We start from the raw sequence: 18,435 nt of genomic DNA, 5'->3' as shown, positions 1-18,435 counted from the left end.
CGCCTGCGCGTTTGCGGTGGGCCGCGCGGCGGGAACAACCGCGGGGGCCGACGGGGCGGCCCCCGGACACGGGGAGGCGAGGTGGCCCAGCAGCGGCAGCCGACCGCGCCGAGCGCAGAGCCGACACCACACGTGGCGGTGCAGCAGCAGCCGGAACGGCGGGAGCCGATACGGCAGTTCATACTCAAGACGCACAGCCGGTGCAACCTCGCCTGCACATATTGCTACCTCTACGCGGGCCAGGACGCCGGCTGGCGCGACCGCCCCAGGACCGCGGCCCCCGAAGTCGCGCGGGCCACCGCCCACCGCATCGCGGAACACGCCGCCGCGCACGGGCTTCGCGAGGTCGCCGTCGTCCTGCACGGCGGCGAACCCCTGCTCGCCGGCGCCGACCGGCTGGCCGCCGACGTCGAACGGCTGCGGCGGACCGTGCCGAGCACCGTGCACGCGGCGGTGCAGACCAACGCCACGCTGCTGACCGCGGACCGCATCGCCCGGCTGCGCGACGCGCGGATACGCATCGGCGTCAGCCTCGACGGCGGCCGGCCCGCGCACAACACCGCCCGGGTCGACCACGCGGGGCGCCCCGCATGGCCCGCCGCCGCGGCCGGGCTGCGGCTGCTCGCACGGACCGCACCGGAGGCGTACGCGGGTGTGCTGTGCGTGGCCGACCTGCGGCACGACCCCGTCGCGGTCTACGAGTCCCTGCTGGACTTCGCGCCGCCCGCGATCGACCTGCTGCTGCCGCACGGCAACTGGACGACCCCGCCGCCCGGGCTGCCCGCACCGCCCACCGACCCGGCACCGTACGGCCGCTGGCTGACCGCCGTCTTCGACCGGTGGTGGGCCGCGGACCGCAGGGAGACCCGGGTGCGGCTCTTCGAGGAGTGCATCGCGCTGCTCCTCGGGGTGCCCGCCGCCACCGAACGGCTCGGCCTGCAGCCCTTCACCGCCGTGGTCGTCGAGACCGACGGCAGCATCGAGCAGGTCGACTCGCTGAAGTCGGCGTACGAGGGCGCCGCCGCCACCGGCATGGACGTCTTCCACCACAGCTTCGACCAGGTGCTCGCCCACCCCGGCGTCGCCGCCCGCCAGGCGGGCCTCGCAGCCCTCGGCGCCGAATGCCGGGCCTGCACCCTGGTCGAGGTGTGCGGCGGCGGCCACTACGCCCACCGCTACCTGGCGGCCACCGGCTTCCGCAACCGCTCCGTCTACTGCGCCGACCTGACCCACCTGATCCGCCACATATCCGCCCACCTGTCCACGGCGGCCACCCCCCTCCCACGCCAGGCCACCCAATGACCCCGCCCCCCGCCGCCGCCCCCCGCCCCGCGCCTGCGGGAGGCGGTCGGGCGACGCCAACCTCCGGCAGCCGCCCCGCGCCGGCGGAGGTGTCCGGCTGGCGCGGACCTGCCGGGGACGGTCGCGGGGCGCCGCTCCTCGGCCCCCGCCTGCTGGCCGCCGCGGGCACCCGCCTCGCTCTCGCGGCGGCGTCCGGCTGGCGCGGACCCGTCGGGGGCGGTCGCGGGGCGCCGCTCCTCGGCCCCCATCTGCGGCCCGCCGCCGACGGCCGCCCGGCGCCTGCGGGACGCGGTCGGGCGACGCCAACCGCCGGCCCCCCTGTGCTGCCTGCTGCCGGCAGCCGTCGCGCGCCGGCGGCGGCGTCCGGCTGGCGCGGACCTGCCGGGGGCGGTCGCCGGGTGCCGTTCCTCGGCCCCCGCCTGCTGGCCGCCGCAGGCAGCCGCCTCGCGCCTGCGGGACGCGGTCGGGCGACGCCAACCTCCGGCAGCCGTCGCGCTCTCGCGGCGACCTCCGGCTGGTGCGGGCACGGCGGGGGGCAGGGAAGGGAGGTAGGGGCGTGGATGTGACCGATGACATGTTGCGGGGGCTCGGGAGTACCGGGGGGGATGCGCGGGCGTTGGAGGTGTTGGTCGCGCAGCAGCGGAGGCAGCGGCTGCTGATGTTGCGGGCCGTGCTGGATGCGGTCGCCGAGGCGCCGGCTGCCGTGTTGCCGCCGGCAGCCGCGGGGCGGGTGCTGGCGGACTGGCGGCTGCTGGCCGCGGCGGAACGGGCCGACCCCGAGGCGGCGCACCGCGTCGTGCACTACCCGATGACCGGCGCCTGGGCCGAACGCGCCCTGCGCGACCTCACCACGCCGGGCGGCAGGCCGCGTACCGCCACCGTGGCCTACCTCGGGGCGACGGCCGCCGCCGCGGCGGCCCGCGCGGGGCTGCGCTTCACCGCGGAGGTCCCGGTGCGGGACGGGCTGCTGACCCTCCCCACGCTGGGCGCCTGCACGGTGCCGGCCGGCTGCACCTCGGTGGGCGTCACCGGCGACGGCAGCCGGCTGTGGCTGCACCTGCCGCCCCCCGGGGGCCGACCGCGGCGGGTCGAGGTGCGGCGCGGACCTGACGGGGTGTGGCGGTCGGCCGCCGCGGGCTGGCGGCCGATCAGGGCGCTGTCCGCCGCGGGCGCCCGGCCGGTCCTGATCGACGACGCCGACCCGCACCGCGACGAGGAGCGCAGAGCCGACCCGTACGGGCTGACCGTCGCCGACGCGCTGGGCGCGGGCCAGCACGCCCGCTGGCGCACCGCCTGGGACGACGCGCGGCCCTGGCTGGATCTCGGCGGCGAGCGGGCGCAGGGCGTGGGCGCCCTGCTCGACTGCTTCGTGCCGCTGACCCGCTCGGCGACCGCGCACAGCAGCGCGACCCGCGGCGACGCCTTCGGGGCGCTGCTCAGCAGCACCCCGAGCAGCGGCCTGGAGCTGGCCACCACCTTGGTCCACGAGCTCCAGCACACCAGGCTGCTGGCCCTGTCCGCGCTGACGGTGCTGCACAACGCCGACGACACCCCCCGCTACTGGGCGCCGTGGCGCCCCGACCCGCGGCCCTTCGACGGCCTCTTCCAGGGCGCCTACGCGCACCTGGGACTGTCCGACTTCCACCTGCGCGTGGCGCTCAGCGCCGCCTCGCCCTCGGTGCGGGACGCCGCATGGGCCGACCACTGCCGGTGCCGCCAGCAGGTGGAGGCGGCGATGCCGCAGCTGCTGGGCTGCAGCCGGCTGACCCGGCAGGGCCGGATCCTGGTCACGGCGATGGCCGAGCACCACCGGCGGCTCAAGGAGAAGCGGCCGCCCGAGGGCCATCTGGCCCGGGCGACGGCCTATGTCGAAACCGCCCGCGTCATATGGCGGCGCGGCCGTGCCTGATCCGCCGGCAAGGCGCCCGCGATCCGCCGGGAAGTGGTCAGAACCGCGCGTGACCGCACGTCAACGGGGGATCAATCAGTAGAGTTCTGGCACAGGCGACCTGTTGGTCCGTCAGGACACCGCACGTACACGAGGGAGACGGTCAAATGGCCGGAGGGCGCAGCACCGCAGCGGCAATCGCACGCGGCCCGGTGACCATCAGCTTCGCTGGCTACAACCGGGCCTGGGCCTCGTGGATCGCCAGCCGGCTGGAGAGACACGGCGTCCAGGTCGTGCTGCAGCGCCTCGACGTCACTCCGGACAGCAGCATCGAGGACGCCCTCGAGGACCTGCTGCTGTCCGAGGGCCGGGTGCTGATCGTCCTGTCCGAGTGGTACTTCCGGCTCGGCCCGCGCACCCACGAGGAGTGGAACGCCGCGCTGCGCCGGGTCGTCCCGCCCAACAGCGAGCGCTTCGCGGCCGTCTCGGTCACCCCCGCCGCCCTGCCCAGCGCCGTCGCCTCCCTCGGCGCCGCCGACCTGTGGGGCCTGGGCGCGGCGGAGGCGGAGCGCCGGATGCTCATCCGGCTGGGCATCAGCCCCTCCCGCGGTTCCGCGAGCGACACCCTCGGCGGCCTGAGCGGCCCCCGCTTCCCGCTGGAGCAGCCCGACGTGTGGGGCGGCATGCCGCGCCGCAACACCCGCTTCACCGGCCGCGAGGAACTGCTGGGCGAGATGCACCAGCAGTTCCAGCAGGCCGAGCCGGGCGCCGGTGTCGTCACGCTCTTCGGCCTGTCGGGCGTCGGCAAGACGCACATCGCGACCGAGTACGTGTACCGCTTCGGCCCCGAGTACGACGTGGTCTGGTGGGTGCGGGCGGCGGAGCGCGGCACCCTGCGCGAGAAGCTCGCGGGCCTGGCGCCCGCGCTGGGCCTGGTCACCGGGCGCGAGTACGGCGAGCGGCTGCGCGCCGTGCGCGACGCCCTGCGGCGCGGTGAGCCGTACGGGCGCTGGCTGGTGATCCTCGACGGCGCCGACCAGCCCGACGACATCCACGACCTGGTGCCCAACGGCCCGGGGCACGTCCTGATCACCTCGCAGAACCGCGAGTGGGGCGAGCACAACAGCACCCTGATCGAGGTGCCGGTCTATGACCGGGTCGAGTCCGTCGCCTTCGTGCGCCGCCGCGCGCCCCGGCTGGACGAGGCCGACGCGGACAAGCTGGCCGAGGCGCTCGGCGACCTGGCGCTGGCCCTGGACCAGAACGCCGGCGCGCTCAACGACTCCAACACCCCGGTCGACGAGTACATCGAACTGCTGCGGCACGGCGCCGACATCGAACCCGGCCTCAAGGTCGCGGCCGACTTCCAGATGACGTACTACACCGCCTTCTCGATACTGCTCAACCGGCTCCGCGAGGACAAGCCGGAGGCGGTCGACCTGCTGCGGCTGTGCGTCTTCTTCGCGCCCGGTCCGATCCCGGTCAGGCTGCTGCGCGACCTGCCGATCCGCGAGGTGCCCGAGCAGCTGGGCGGGCTGATGAGCGACCCGCTGCTGTGGAACTCGGCGATCAGCAAGCTCGTCCAGTGGTCCGTCATCCAGTCCGACCCGCAGGAGACCACCTCGGAGGAGTCGGCCGGCTCCACCGAGGTCGTCCAGATGCACCGGCTGGTCTACCAGGCGGTGCGCGCCGACATGCCCGAGGAGGAGCTGAACACCTACTCCCGGGTGGTCCGCAAGATCCTCGCCGCCGCCGACCCCGGCCGCCCCAGCGACACCCGGCTGTGGCCGCGCTACGCCGAGATCGTGCCGCACCTGGCCTCGTCGGGCGCGCTGGAGTCCACCAACCCCGAGATCCAGCTCATGGTGCTCAACTGCCTGCGCTACCTGTATCTCTCGGGCGAGTACCGCGCGGGGCTGCGGGTCGCGGAACTGGCCTCGGAGCAGTGGCCGCAGCTGCTGGACGCGGGCCACCCGCACCTGTGGGAGCTGATCCACCACCGCGCCAACCTGATGCGCGCCACCGGCGACTACCTGGCCACCGAGGAACTCGACCGCCGGGCCTACGACGAACTGTTCGCCGAGCGCGGCGACCTGGACCTGCTGTCGCTGCGCGCGGCCGGCAGCCTCGCCGCCGACCTGCGCAACCTGGGCCGCTACGACGAGGCGCTGAACCTGTCCCAGCGGGTCGCCGACGGATACGCAGAACTGGTCGGCGCCCAGGACTCCAGGACGCTGAGCGCACAGAACAACGTGGCCATCGCCTACCGGCTGCTGGGCCGCTACCAGGACGCGCTGAAACTCGACCAGGACACCATGGAGGCCCGCCGCGAGCTGCTGCACGACCGGCACAACTGGACGCTGTCGTCGGAGAACCACTTCGCCCACGACCTGCGCCTGATCGGCCGGTACGAGCAGGCCACCTCGGTCCAGGAGCGCAACTGCGAGGTCCACAGGACCGTGCTGGGCGCCGACAACCCGCAGACGCTGCGCGCCGAGCACAACCTGTCGCTGTGCTACTACCGCGGCGGCGACCGGCCGCGGGCGGCGAACCTGATGGCCCGGCTGCTGGAGCGCTGCGAGCGGGTGCTCGGCGACCTCGACCCGCTGACCGTGCGGGTCGCGGTGACCTTCTCCACCTTCGAGCGGCAGCACGGCGACCTGGACCGGGCGCGCGACCTCGGCGAGTTCGTGCTGCGCGAGTACCGCAGGCAGCTCGGCGAGGACCACCCGTACACCGCGGGCGTCCTCGGCAACCACGGCCTGATCCTGCGGGCCGCGGGCGAGCGGCAGCAGTCGCAGATCGAGCTGGAGAGCGCCCTGGTCGCCATGACCCGGGCGGTCGGCGACGAGCACCCCTGGACGCTGGGCTGCGCCCTGAACGCCACCGGTGCCCGCAACTTCGCCGGCGACCCGGAGAGCGCGGCCGAGCTGAGCCGCGCCACCGCGGACCGGGCCACCGCCACCCTCGGCAAGAACCACCCGCTGACCCTGTCCTGCCGGATCGCGCTGGCCACCGACCTGCGCAACCTGCGCAAGCGCGCGGAGGCCGACAAGATCGAGGAGGAGGCGCTGGCGGCCCTGTCGAGCACCCTCGGCCCGCAGCACCCGCACACCGTCGCGGCCCGGTCGAGGACCCGCCCCTACTGGGACTTCGAGCCCTTCACCACCTGAGGCGCCCGCGCGCACCGCGAAACGGCGGGTGGCCCGTACCGCGAAGGTACGGGCCACCCGCCGTCGTGCCGCAGGCCGGGGTCAGATCTCGAAGACCTCGTTGATCAGCTCCTCCTGCTGGGCCTGGTGGCGCTTGGCCGAGCCGACAGCGGGGGAGGAGGAAGCCGGGCGGGAGACCCGGCGCAGCCGGTCGGCGTTGTCGGGCGCCGCACCGAGCAGCAGGTCGAGGTGGTCGATCAGGTTCAGCGCGATGAAGGGCCACGCACCCTGGTTGGCCGGCTCGTCCTGCGCCCACACGAACTTCTGCGCCTTGTTGTAGGGCGCGATCGCCGCCTGGATCTCCACACCGGGCAGCGGGTAGAGCCGCTCGATACGGATGAAGGCCACGTCGTCGGCGCCGCGCCGCTCCCGCTCGGCGACCAGGTCGTAGTAGACCTTGCCCGAGCAGAAGACGACCTTGCGGACCGCGTCGGCCTGCACCGAGTCGTCGGCGATGACCGGCTGGAAGCCGCCCGAGGTGAAGTCCTCGGCCTTGGACGCCGCCGCCTTGAGCCGGAGCATCGACTTCGGGGTGAAGACGATCAGCGGCTTGTGGTGCGGGTTGTGGACCTGCCAGCGCAGCAGGTGGAAGTAGTTCGCCGGGGTGGTCGGGACCGCCACCGTCATGTTGTTCTGCGCGCACAGCTGCAGGAAGCGCTCGATGCGCGCCGAGGAGTGGTCGGGACCCTGGCCCTCGTAGCCGTGCGGCAGCAGCAGCGTGACGCCGGAGGTCTGGCCCCACTTCTGCTCGGCGGAGGAGATGAACTCGTCCACGATGGTGGCCGCGCCGTTGACGAAGTCGCCGAACTGCGCCTCCCACATCACCAGCGCGTCCGGGCGGGCCAGCGAGTAGCCGTACTCGAAGCCCATGGCCGCGTACTCGCTGAGCAGCGAGTCGTAGACGTTGTAGCGGGCCTGGTCCTCCGACAGGTAGAGCAGCGGGGTGTAGTCCTCGCCGGTCTCCCGGTCGATGAGCACCGCGTGCCGCTGCCCGAAGGTGCCGCGCCGGGAGTCCTGTCCTGCCAGCCGGACCGGGGTGCCCTCCAGGAGCAGCGAACCGATGGCCAGCGTCTCGCCCATGCCCCAGTCGATCGTGCCGTCCTCGACCATCGCCGCCCTGCGCTGCAGCTGCGGCAGCAGGCGCGGGTGGACGGTGACGTGCTCGGGGATGTTGACCTGGGAGGCGGCGATCCGCTTGACGACCTCGGAGGAGACCGCGGTCGGCACGGCGACGGGGAACTCCGACTGGGAGCCCGACGCCTCGTTCTCCGACGGGGCCGCGGTGGCCTCGCGGACCTCGGTGAAGACCTTCTCCAGCTGGCCCTGGTAGTCCTGCAGGGCCTGCTCGGCCTCTTCCAGGGTGATGTCGCCGCGGCCGATCAGCGACTCGGTGTAGAGCTTGCGCACCGAGCGCTTCTTGTCGATCAGGTCGTACATCAGCGGCTGGGTGAAGGCCGGGTTGTCCGACTCGTTGTGCCCGCGGCGGCGGTAGCAGATCAGGTCGATCACGACGTCCTTGTTGAACGCCTGGCGGTACTCGAAGGCCAGCCGGGCCACCCGGACCACGGCCTCCGGGTCGTCGCCGTTCACGTGGAAGATCGGCGCCTCGATCATGCGGGCCACGTCGGTGGCGTACATCGACGAGCGCGCGGACTCCGGGGCGGCGGTGAAGCCGACCTGGTTGTTGATGACCACGTGCACGGTGCCGCCGGTGCGGTAGCCGCGCAGCTGCGACATGTTGAGCGTCTCGGCCACGACGCCCTGGCCGGCGAAGGCCGCGTCGCCGTGCAGCGCGATCGGCAGGACGGTGAAGTCCGTGCCGGCCTTGTTGATGATGTCCTGCTTGGCCCGCGCGATGCCTTCCAGCACCGGGTCGACGGCCTCCAGGTGCGAGGGGTTCGCGGCCAGTGAGACGGTGATCTGCTCGCCGTCCAGGCCGGTGAAGGTGCCCTGCGCGCCCAGGTGGTACTTGACGTCGCCGGAGCCGTGCATCGACTTCGGGTCGAGGTTGCCCTCGAACTCGCGGAAGATCTGGGCGTACGACTTGCCGACGATGTTCGCCAGCACGTTGAGCCGGCCGCGGTGGGCCATGCCGATCACGGCCTCGTCCAGCCGCGACTCGGCCGCCGCGTCGATGACCGCGTCGAGCAGCGGGATGACGGACTCGCCGCCCTCCAGCGAGAAGCGCTTCTGGCCGACGTACTTCGTCTGCAGGAAGGTCTCGAAGGCCTCGGCCGCGTTCAGCCGGCGCAGGATGCGCAGCTGCTCCTCGCGCTCGGGCTTGGCGTGCGGGCGCTCGATGCGGTCCTGGATCCACTTGCGCTGCTTGGGGTCCTGGATGTGCATGAACTCCACGCCGACGGTCCGGCAGTACGAGTCGCGCAGCACGCCGAGGATGTCGCGCAGCTTCATCAGGGACTTGCCGGCGAAGCCGCCGACCGCGAACTCCCGCTCCAGGTCCCACAGGGTGAGCCCGTGCTCCAGCACGTCCAGGTCGGGGTGCTTGCGCTGGCGGTACTCCAGCGGGTCGGTGTCGGCCATGACGTGGCCGCGCACCCGGTAGGAGTGGATCAGCTCGAAGACCCGCGCGGCCTTGGTGACGTCGTCGTCGTGCGCGGTGTCGATGTCGGTGCGCCAGCGGACCGGCTCGTAGGGGATGCGCAGCGCGGCGAAGATGTCGTCGAAGAAGTCGTTCTCGCCGAGCAGCAGCTGGTTCATGATCCGCAGGAACTCGCCCGAGGCGGCGCCCTGGATCACCCGGTGGTCGTAGGTGCTGGTCAGCGTCATGACCTTGGAGATGCCCAGCTTGTTCAGGGTGTCCTGCGAGGTGCCCTGGAACTCGGCCGGGTAGTCCATCGAGCCGACGCCGAGGATCATGCTCTGCCCGGGCATCAGCCGCGGCACCGAGTGGACGGTGCCCAGGCCACCGGGGTTGGTCAGCGACGCCGTGACGCCCTGGAAGTCGTCCATGGTGAGCTTGCCGGACCTGGCCCTGCGGACGATGTCCTCGTAGGCCTGCCAGAACTCGAAGAAGTTCAGCGTCTCGGCCTTCTTGATGGCCGCCACGACCAGCTGCCGGTCGCCGTTGGCCTTCACCAGGTCGATGGCCAGGCCCAGGTTGACGTGCTCGGGCTTGACCAGTGTCGGCTTGCCGTCCTTGAGCGCGAAGGAGTGGTTCATCGACGGCATCGCCTTGAGCGCCTGCACCATGGCGTAGCCGATCAGGTGCGTGAAGGAGACCTTGCCGCCGCGGGCGCGCTTGAGGTGGTTGTTGATGACGATGCGGTTGTCGAACAGCAGCTTCACCGGGATGGCCCGCACCGAGGTGGCGGTCGGCAGTTCGAGCGACGCGTTCATGTTCTTGGCCACGGCGGCGGCGGGGCCGCGCAGGGTCACGAACTCGGTCTCGCTCTCGGCGGCCGGGGCCGCGGGCGCCTGCGCCGGCTTGGCGGCGGGCTGCGCGGCGGCGGGCTGCGCGGCGGCGGGGGCGGGCGCCGCGGGGGCGGCAGGCGCGGGAGCCGGTGCCGCGGGGGCGGGCGGCGCCGGGATGGTCGCGGCGGGGGCCGCGGGCGCGGGGGGCACCGGCTGGCCGGAAGGCACCGGTGCGGAGGTCGCGCGTGCCGCGGCCCCCGACGCCCCGCCCTGGCCCGCGGGGGCCGCCGTGGCGGCCGAGCCGTCCGGCTTGTAGTCGGCGAAGAAGTCCCACCAGGCTCGGTCTACCGAGTTCGGATCCTGGAGGTACTGCTGGTAGATCTCATCGACCAGCCACTCGTTCGGGCCGAAACCCGCGGCAGGGCCTTCGCCCTGCGCTTGGTGGTCGGTCGTGACACTAGAGCTATTGGGGGACTGTGGCGACACGGCGGTAACCGCCCTCTTCCGCTTCACAAGATGGTGGACAGCGGAAATAAAGGCTACGCCTACCGGAGCCTCCACCGCAGGCTAGGGGTGCAGTCGTCGCGCAAGTCACACCTGAAGCAGGGTTTCAGGGCGGTTCCTGGCGGGAAAACGGTCCCTCTTGAGGGTTGTCCGGCCAGAAGTCGGCGCCTCACGCTGCGTGCCCTGCCCGCGCCCGGCGTCAAGGCACGGCGGGAACAGCACCCGGAAGGGTGACGTGGATACGGCAGCCCCGAGGGGATTCGGCCACTTCTATCCGCCCGCCGTGCAGATCCACCGCCCAGCGGGCGATCGCGAGCCCCAGCCCCGTACCGCCGTCGCCGCCCGGGTGCGAGCCGCGGTGGAAGCGCTCGAAGACCCGTATCCGGTCCGCCTCGGGAATGCCCGGGCCCTCGTCCACCACGTCCAGCTCCAGGCTGCCCGGCGCCACCCCGCTGCGCGCCCGTACGGTGACCCGGCCGCCCGGCGGGCTGTGCTTGACCGCGTTGTCCACCAGGTTCGCCACCACCTGGTGCAGCCGCTCCCCGTCGGCGTACGCCGTCAGCTCCAGCGGCGACACGTCCAGGTGCAGCGGTACGTCGGCCCGCGCCCGGGACCGCGACCCGGTGCCGCCGGTGCCCATGCCCAGGCTCGCCGTCTTCAGCACCGCCGACAGGTACGGCCACACCTCGAAGCGCTTGGCGTCGAGCCGGGTCGCCCCGCTGTCCAGCCGCGACAGGTCGAGCAGCTGGCTGACCAGCTTGCCCAGCCGCTCGGTCTGCTGCAGGGCCAGCCGCATCGTCTCGGGGTCGGCGGCCGACACCCCGTCCACCACGTTCTCCAGCACCGCACGCAGCGCCGCGATCGGGGTGCGCAGCTCGTGCGAGACGTTCGCCACCAGCTCCTTGCGGTGCCGGTCGGCGGCGGCCAGGTCGGCCGCCATCCGGTTGAAGGTCTCGGCCAGCTCCCCGAACTCGTCCCTGCGCACCTGCGCCACCCGGCGGCTGTAGTCGCCGCCCGCCATGGCCCGGGCCACCGCCGTCATCTCGCGCAGCGGCGCCGTCAGGTTGTTCGCCACGATCTGGGTGATCAGCAGCGAGGCGATCGCCGAGAAGATGGTGATCACCCGCAGCTCGGTCGCCGAGTGGATCGCCAGGATCACCAGGCCCGTGGTGATCAGCACCGACATCAGCACCAGCGCCGCCAGCGCGGCCTTCACCGACCGGTAGGGGTCCCACGGCCGCAGCGCCGCCCACACCCGCGCCCCCACGCGCCGCCACCAGCGGTTCACCGGCGCACCCTCCCGCTCACTTGGTGGGCATCTCCAGCGCGTACCCGACGCCGTGCACGGTACGGATACGGTCCGCGCCGATCTTGCGGCGCAGCGCCTTCACATGGCTGTCCACGGTCCTGGTGCCCGACGCGTCCGCCCAGTCCCACACCTCCGCCAGCAGCTGCTCCCGCGAGAGCACCGCCCTGGGCTGCTGCGCCAGGCACACCAGCAGCTCGAACTCCGTCGGCGTCAGGTGCACGTCGGCGCCGCCCACCCGCACCCGGCGCTGAGCGTGGTCGATCTCCAGGTCGCCCAGCTGGATCGCGGCGCCCCGCGGGCTGTGCGCGGCCGTCGCCGCCCGCTCCACCCTGCGCAGCAGCACATGCACCCGGGCGGCCAGCTCGCGCATCGAGAAGGGCTTGGTCATGTAGTCGTCCGCGCCCACCCCGAGCCCGACCAGCATGTCGGTCTCGTCGTCCCGCGCGGTCAGCATCAGCACCGGCACCGGCCGGTCGGCCTGCACCCTGCGGCACACCTCCAGGCCGTCGTAGCCCGGCAGCATCACGTCGAGCACCAGCAGGTCGGGCTGCCACGAGTGCGCGGCCTCCACCGCGGCCGGGCCGTCGCCCGCCGTCCGCACCTGGAAGCCCTCGGCCTGCAGCCGCGCCGCGATCGCCTGCGTTATCGTCTGGTCGTCCTCGACCACCAGCACCCGGCGCTGAGCGCCCGTCGTCTGCGTGCCGTCCAATTCCGCCCCACAAATTCGTCCTGGAATACCCGGCAGCGTACGGGGCGGGCCGCTGCCGTGACCATCACGCCTTACGACGCCCGGTGTGCCAGGTGCACGACATCCGGCACCCCGCGGATCACCGGGATCTCAAGGGTGTGCACCCGTTCGAACCCCGCGGACCGCAGTGCCGCCTCGAACGTGGCCGACGGCTGTGCCGACCACACTGCGAGGACGCCGCCCGGCGTGAGCCGGTTCCGGCAGGCGTCGAGGCCGCTGGGACTGTAGAGACTGCCGTTGTTCTCGGTGACTGTCCAGTCCGGGCCGTTGTCGATGTCCAGGCAGAGCGCGTCGTACGGCTCGCCCGGCGCGTGCAGATGGGCCAGCAGGTCGTCCTGCACGAGGGTCACCCTGGGGTCCTCCAGGGCGCCCCCGGAGTACGCCGCCAGCGGCCCCGTGCGGTGCCACTCCACGACGGCGGGCTCCCGCTCGACCACGTCGATCCGGCCCCATCCTGTGGCTGCCGCCCGGGCCAGCGAGAAGCCGACGCCGAGCCCGCCGATCAGGACGCCGGGGAGGACGCCGGGGGCGTCCCCTCTCTCTTCCAGTGCCTGGAGTGCCGCGTCGACCAGGAGGCGTTCCGACCTGCCGTCGGAGGTGTCCATCAGGAAGCAGCCGTTCGCGATGATCTCGTACTCGCGGCCCCGTTGCCGCAGTACGACCTCGCCGGCCGCGCCTTCCCGCCGCTCCACGACGACGCTTTCCTCGTTCCCCATGCCCCAGAGGGTAAGCCGTCCCCCGTCCCGGGACCTTCCCCGGTGGTGGGCTGGTCGCGCAGTTCCCCGCGCCCCTGAAAACGCTCCCCCTCCCAGGCGGGGGTGCCGCCTGACGGCGCCGGCTCGGCGGGAAGGGGGCAACCATCAGGGGCGCGGGGAACTGCGCGGCCAGCCACGATGCAGCCGCAGGCAAGCAACGCACCGCAAGGGGCAGTCACGCCTGAGCCCCCGGCCGAGGGGTCTTGGGACCCCACGTGGTGAGGTAGGTGGACGCCAGCCAGGGGGTGAGGTCGGTGAGGAGGAGGTGGAGGGCCTCCGGGGAGGCCACAGGCGTACGGGCCCAGCGCGCCGCCTGGGACATGGCCGCACCCCGGGAGGGGTGGTAGGTCGAGAAGACCTGGGCCTGGAGGTCGAGGGAGCTCGTCCAGCCGCCCCACCGGGGCATGACGAGCGTGAACCCGGTCCGTACGACCCGCCGGGCCACCCCCCGGCACAGAGCGGCCCGCTCACCGTCGGTACGGGCGGCGGCGGCCCGCGCGAGCCACCCGGGCAGCGCGAGCCCGATGTCGCCGTTGGTCTCCCGGGCGAGCAGCCCGTCGGGCCGGTACCGCGGCAGCGCGCCCGCCAGGTCGGGACCGAGCAGCGGCGTGCACAGGCACGCCACGAAGAAGCCCAGGTCGTACCGCTCCAGCTCACTGAGCAGGGTGTCCGTGTCGTAGAGCAGCAGCCCGACGCCGTCGATCACGTCGAAGTCCGCGTCGAGGCCCGCTTCGACGCGGTCGGCGGTCGCGCGGTCCGCCGCGGTGGGCGGCGAGGTGACGGCGACCAGCAGGTCGAGGTCGGACCGCCCGGCGCGAGCCGTACCGCGCGGGATGCTGCCGTAGACGTACGCGCTGTGCAGCCGCCCGCCGGGGAAGGCGGCCCGGATGCGGTCCCGGGTCTCGTCCAGCAGCCGCGCGTACGCGGCCGGGACTTTCGACAGCGCGCCCTCGCGGGCGATGGTGCCGTCGGGGGCGAGCCCCGGCCTCATGAGGGCGGCGTCCAGACGTAGGGCGTCGTCGTGGTGATGGCGCGGAAGCCGAGCCTGCGCAGGATGGGCGCGCTGTCGTCGGACGCGTCGACCTGGAGGTAGGTGACGCCCCGCTCGGCGGCGAGCCCGGCGCGGGCGGCGACCAGGGCGTGGTAGATCCCGCGGCCGCGGAACTCCGCGAGGGTGGAGCCGCCCCACAGCCCGGCGAACTGCGTGCCGGGGCGGTGCACGAGCCATGCCGCGGAGACGACCTGGCCCGCCGCCTCGGCGACGAGGACGGCGATCTGGTCGGGTGCGGCCTCGATCCTGGCGGCCAGGTCCGCGCCGAGCCACTGCATGTCCATGCCCCAGACGGTGCTGAGCATGGCGCCGATCCGGCGCAGGTCGCCGGGGTCCGCGGTCTGCCGGACGGTGACGCCGTCGGCGAGCGGGCGCGGCGCGGGGCCTGCGGCAAGTTCCGCGGCCCGGGCGACGAGCACGGTCTCCCGGTCCTCGGGTACGAAGCCGGCGGCGGCCAGCCGCTCGGGCAGGTCGGCGGGCGCGTCGTGGCCGCGGACCTTCCACTCGACGGCCTCGCCGCGGGCGGCGAAGTAGTCGCGCTGCCGGGCGATCAGCGCGTCGAGTTCCGCGCCCCGCAGCCCGGGGTCCTGCGGCGCGGTCACGAACCCGCGGAACTGCCCGACGGTCCGCACCAGCGGCCCGTCGTGCTCGTAGCGGGTGCCGGTGGGCCGCACCGGCGGCACCCCGCGCATCTGGGCGTCGTACGCGGCGAGCAGCTGCATGTCATCCTCGGTCACCCTCCCGACGTTACGTGCCACGGCAAGTGGTTTTCCGGGGGTAGGCCCGGCCTCCGGGCGGGCATCCCGCGGTGGTGACGCCCGCCGCGCGGCCGATCGCTCAGAGCGAACACCTGCCCGGGAACACCCGGGGGCCTCCGTGCATTGAGTGGGGTGTACTCAACTTGCTTGCAGGAGGAGCGATCATGCCGATTGAGTCCATCCCTTCCAACCCGCTGACCCTGCCGGTCCTTCCGCTGGACGGGGAGGTCGTGCTGCCCGGCATGGTCGTGCCGCTCGACCTCTCGGACACCGAGGTGCGTGCCGCGGTGGAGGCAGCGCAGGCCGCGAATCCCGCCGGCGGCGGGAAGCCGCGGGTGCTGCTGGTGCCGCGGATCGACGGCAATTACGCCGCCGTCGGCACCCTCGGCACGGTCGAGCAGGTCGGACGGCTGTCCGACGGCGATCCGGGTGCGGTGATCAAGGGCCGCAAGCGGGTGCGGATCGGCGCGGGCACCACGGGACCCGGCGCCGCACTGTGGGTGGAGGGCACCGTCATCGAGGAGCCCGCACCCGCGGAGTCGCCCGGCACGGTGGCCGAGCTGATGAAGGAGTACAAGGCGCTGGCCACCAGCTGGCTGCGCAAGCGCGGTGCCTGGCAGGTCGTGGACCGGGTGCAGCAGATCGACGACGCCGGCCAGCTCGCCGACAACTCCGGTTACAGCCCGTTCCTGACCGCGGAGCAGCGCGTGGAGCTGCTGGAGACCGTGGACCCGGTGGCCCGGCTGCGGCTGGCCGTCCAGTGGCTGCGCGATCACCTGGCCGAGCAGGACGTGGCCGAGACGATCCGCAAGGACGTCCAGGAGGGCATGGAGAAGCAGCAGCGCGAGTTCCTGCTGCGCCAGCAGCTCGAAGCGGTCCGCAAGGAACTGGCCGAGCTGAACGGTGACCCCGAGGACGAGGCCGACGACTACCGCGCCCGGGTGGAGGCCGCAGACCTGCCCGAGAAGGTGCGCGAGGCGGCGATGAAGGAGGTCGAGAAGCTGGAGCGGTCCTCCGACGCCTCACCCGAGGGCAGCTGGATCCGCACCTGGCTCGACACGGTCCTGGAACTGCCGTGGAGCACCACGACCGAGGACACCTACGACGTCGCCGGCGCGCGTGCCGTGCTGGACGCCGACCACGCCGGTCTCGACGACGTCAAGGAGCGCATCACCGAGTACCTGGCGGTGCGCAAGCGCCGGGCCGACCGCGGTCTTGGGCTCGTCGGGGGCCGCCGCGGGGGCGCGGTGCTTGCCCTGGTCGGCCCGCCCGGTGTCGGCAAGACCTCGCTGGGCGAGTCGGTGGCCCGCGCGATGGGCCGCAAGTTCGTCCGGGTCGCGCTCGGCGGCGTACGGGACGAGGCCGAGATCCGCGGCCACCGCAGGACGTACGTCGGCGCGCTGCCCGGCCGTGTCGTGCGGGCCATCAAGGAGGCCGGGTCGATGAACCCGGTGGTGCTGCTCGACGAGATCGACAAGGTCGGCTCCGACTACCGCGGCGACCCGGCCGCGGCCCTGCTCGAGGTCCTGGACCCGGCGCAGAACCACACCTTCCGCGACCACTACCTGGAAGTCGAGCTGGACCTGTCCGACGTGGTCTTCCTGGCCACGGCGAACGTGCTGGAGGCCATCCCCGAGCCGCTGCTGGACCGTATGGAGCTGGTCAGGCTCGACGGCTACACCGAGGACGAGAAGGTCGTCATCGCCCGGGACCACCTGCTGCCGCGCCAGCTGGAGCGGGCGGGACTGGACGCCGACGAGGTGACGTTGGAGGAGGGCGCGCTGCGCCGGCTGGCCGGGGAGTACACCCGGGAGGCCGGGGTGCGGGCACTGGAGCGCACGGTCGCGCGCATCCTGCGCAAGATCGCCGCGCGGCACGAGCTGGGCGACCAGCAGCTGCCCTTCGCCGTCGGCCCCGACGACCTGCGGGCGCTGATCGGCCGGCCGCACCACGTACCGGAGTCCGCACAGGACCCGGAGGAGCGGCGCACCGCGGTGCCCGGCGTGGCGACCGGCCTGGCCGTGACCGGGGCGGGCGGTGACGTGCTCTACATCGAGGCGTCGCTGGCCGACCCGGAGACCGGCGGATCCGGGCTGCAGCTCACCGGGCAGCTGGGCGACGTGATGAAGGAGTCCGCGCAGATCGCGCTGTCCTTCCTGCGCTCGCACGGCGCCGAGCTGGAGCTGCCGGTCGGCGACCTCAAGGAGCGGGGCGTGCACATCCACGTGCCGGCCGGTGCGGTGCCCAAGGACGGGCCGAGCGCCGGTGTCACGATGACGACCGCGCTGGCGTCGCTGCTGTCCGGGCGGCGGGTGCGCACCGACGTGGCGATGACCGGTGAGGTCTCGCTGACCGGCCGGGTGCTGCCGATCGGCGGGGTCAAGCAGAAGCTGCTGGCCGCGCACCGGGCGGGGATCACCACGATCGTGATCCCCAAGCGGAACGAGCCGGACCTGGACGACGTCCCCGCCGAGATCCTGGACGCCCTCGACGTCCACCCGGTCAGCGACGTCCGGCAGGTGCTCGCCCTGGCCCTGGCCGAGGCGGACACCGGCGCCGACCTGACGAAGGTTCCGGTGGCGGCCTGACGCCACGGCAGCGGCCCCTTCCCCCGCACCAGGGGGAAGGGGCCGCCGCCTGTCAGGACCGGGCACGGCTCCGGGCTCAGCCCTTGGCGTAGGCCTGGACGCGGTCCAGGGCGCCGTTGAAGCGGTCCTGGTCACCGGGGAAGGTGCCCGAGTCGGCCCACTGCCAGAAGGTGTAGTAGCCCCATCCGGCCGGCAGGGTGCCGGCGGAGGTGGAGTAGCGGGCGACCCAGAGCGCGTTGTTGGTGCTGAAGGCGCTGCTGTTGCCCGTGCAGGTGCTCCACCAGCTCGTGGAGGTGTAGATGGTCGGGTAGCGGCCGGTCTTGGCGTGGTATTCGTTCGAGAACGACGAGATCCAGCTGACCATGCCGCTCGCGGACTTGCCGTAACACGTTGCGCCGTAGGGGTTGTACTCCATGTCCAGGGCGCCCGGCAGCGTCTTGCCGTCGGCCGACCAGCCGCCGCCGTGGGCCACGAAGTAGTCGGCCTGCGCGGCGCCGCTGGAGACGTCGGGCAGGGCGAAGTGGTAGGAGCCGCGGATCATGCCGACGTTGTAGGAGCCGTTGTACTGCTGGGTGAAGTAGGGGTTGGTGTACGAGGTGCCCTCGGTCGCCTTGATGTAGGCGAACTTCGCACCGTTGGACCAGGCGCCCGACCAGTTCACGTTCCCCTGGTAGCTGGAGACGTCCATGCCGGGGGTCTGGGTGACCATCGGGGAGACCACCTTGGAGTCCCCGGGGGCCTCGGCGCCCTCGTGGATCCGGATCTGGGAGCCCAGCCAGTCGAGGTCGGGGTGAGTCATGTGACCGGAATTCGCTGCGTTCGCGGTGCCGGGTGCGGCCAGCGCCATCGCGAGCATCGTGACGAGCGAACCGGCCAGCAGCGCGAGCCGGGTCCGGACCGAGCCGTTGCCGTGCACGACGGAGAAAGCTCCGTGGGACATGCGTGCCT

General features: G+C 73.1%; 11 protein-coding genes. 4 read left to right on the top strand and 7 right to left on the bottom strand.

The genetic code is table 11. The features are described 5' to 3' along the window. The first annotated feature begins 132 nt into the window (after positions 1-132). The 3 genes from JT723_RS28470 to fxsT all read left to right on the top strand — a co-directional run bounded on the left by JT723_RS28470 (position 133) and on the right by fxsT (position 6,363). Complete coding sequence (locus JT723_RS28470; protein WP_205047727.1) at positions 133-1,302, top strand: FxsB family cyclophane-forming radical SAM/SPASM peptide maturase; 1,170 nt, start codon at positions 133-135, stop codon at positions 1,300-1,302. Between the two features lie 622 nt (positions 1,303-1,924). Continuing rightward, complete coding sequence (locus JT723_RS28465; protein ID WP_251512495.1) at positions 1,925-3,211, top strand: aKG-HExxH-type peptide beta-hydroxylase; 1,287 nt, start codon at positions 1,925-1,927, stop codon at positions 3,209-3,211. Positions 3,212-3,357: 146 nt separating this feature from the next. Then, the gene (gene fxsT, locus JT723_RS28460) at positions 3,358-6,363 is read left to right on the top strand and encodes an FxSxx-COOH system tetratricopeptide repeat protein (protein ID WP_205047691.1); all 3,006 of its coding nucleotides are present in this window, start codon (positions 3,358-3,360) and stop codon (positions 6,361-6,363) included. Between the two features lie 81 nt (positions 6,364-6,444). On the opposite strand, the gene JT723_RS28455 is transcribed toward fxsT, so the two are convergent. The 6 genes from JT723_RS28455 to JT723_RS28430 form a co-directional block, all read right to left on the bottom strand. Next, positions 6,445-10,260, bottom strand: a complete 3,816-nt coding sequence (locus JT723_RS28455) for a multifunctional oxoglutarate decarboxylase/oxoglutarate dehydrogenase thiamine pyrophosphate-binding subunit/dihydrolipoyllysine-residue succinyltransferase subunit (RefSeq protein WP_205047690.1) — start codon at positions 10,258-10,260, stop codon at positions 6,445-6,447. Positions 10,261-10,477: 217 nt separating this feature from the next. Continuing rightward, complete coding sequence (locus tag JT723_RS28450; RefSeq protein ID WP_205047689.1) at positions 10,478-11,566, bottom strand: ATP-binding protein; 1,089 nt, start codon at positions 11,564-11,566, stop codon at positions 10,478-10,480. Positions 11,567-11,582: 16 nt separating this feature from the next. Continuing rightward, the gene (locus JT723_RS28445; RefSeq protein WP_033171818.1) at positions 11,583-12,296 is read right to left on the bottom strand and encodes a response regulator transcription factor; all 714 of its coding nucleotides are present in this window, start codon (positions 12,294-12,296) and stop codon (positions 11,583-11,585) included. Between the two features lie 71 nt (positions 12,297-12,367). Beyond that, the gene (locus JT723_RS28440) at positions 12,368-13,051 is read right to left on the bottom strand and encodes a spermidine synthase family protein (RefSeq protein ID WP_205047688.1); all 684 of its coding nucleotides are present in this window, start codon (positions 13,049-13,051) and stop codon (positions 12,368-12,370) included. A gap of 214 nt (positions 13,052-13,265) precedes the next feature. Further along, positions 13,266-14,081: a nucleotidyltransferase domain-containing protein gene (locus JT723_RS28435; protein ID WP_205047687.1), complete on the bottom strand. Its 816-nt coding sequence runs from the start codon at positions 14,079-14,081 to the stop codon at positions 13,266-13,268. After that, complete coding sequence (locus tag JT723_RS28430) at positions 14,078-14,863, bottom strand: GNAT family N-acetyltransferase (protein ID WP_205047725.1); 786 nt, start codon at positions 14,861-14,863, stop codon at positions 14,078-14,080. The genes JT723_RS28435 and JT723_RS28430 overlap by 4 nt, the downstream gene beginning before the upstream one ends. A 200-nt stretch (positions 14,864-15,063) precedes the next feature. Here JT723_RS28430 and lon point away from each other — a divergent pair, with 200 nt between their 5' ends. Next, positions 15,064-17,487, top strand: coding sequence for an endopeptidase La (gene lon, locus JT723_RS28425; RefSeq protein WP_205047686.1), 2,424 nt, complete (start codon positions 15,064-15,066; stop codon positions 17,485-17,487). A 76-nt stretch (positions 17,488-17,563) separates the two neighbouring features. Here the strand turns inward: lon and JT723_RS28420 are convergent, their stop codons facing one another. Next, positions 17,564-18,427, bottom strand: coding sequence for a lysozyme (locus JT723_RS28420; RefSeq protein WP_240166316.1), 864 nt, complete (start codon positions 18,425-18,427; stop codon positions 17,564-17,566). Between the last annotated feature and the right edge of the window lie 8 nt (positions 18,428-18,435).

It is taken from the genome of Actinacidiphila bryophytorum (genome assembly GCF_016916835.1).
GTDB classification, from domain to species: Bacteria; Actinomycetota; Actinomycetes; order Streptomycetales; family Streptomycetaceae; genus Actinacidiphila; species Actinacidiphila bryophytorum.
This window is presented reverse-complemented; position numbering and strand designations above follow the sequence as displayed.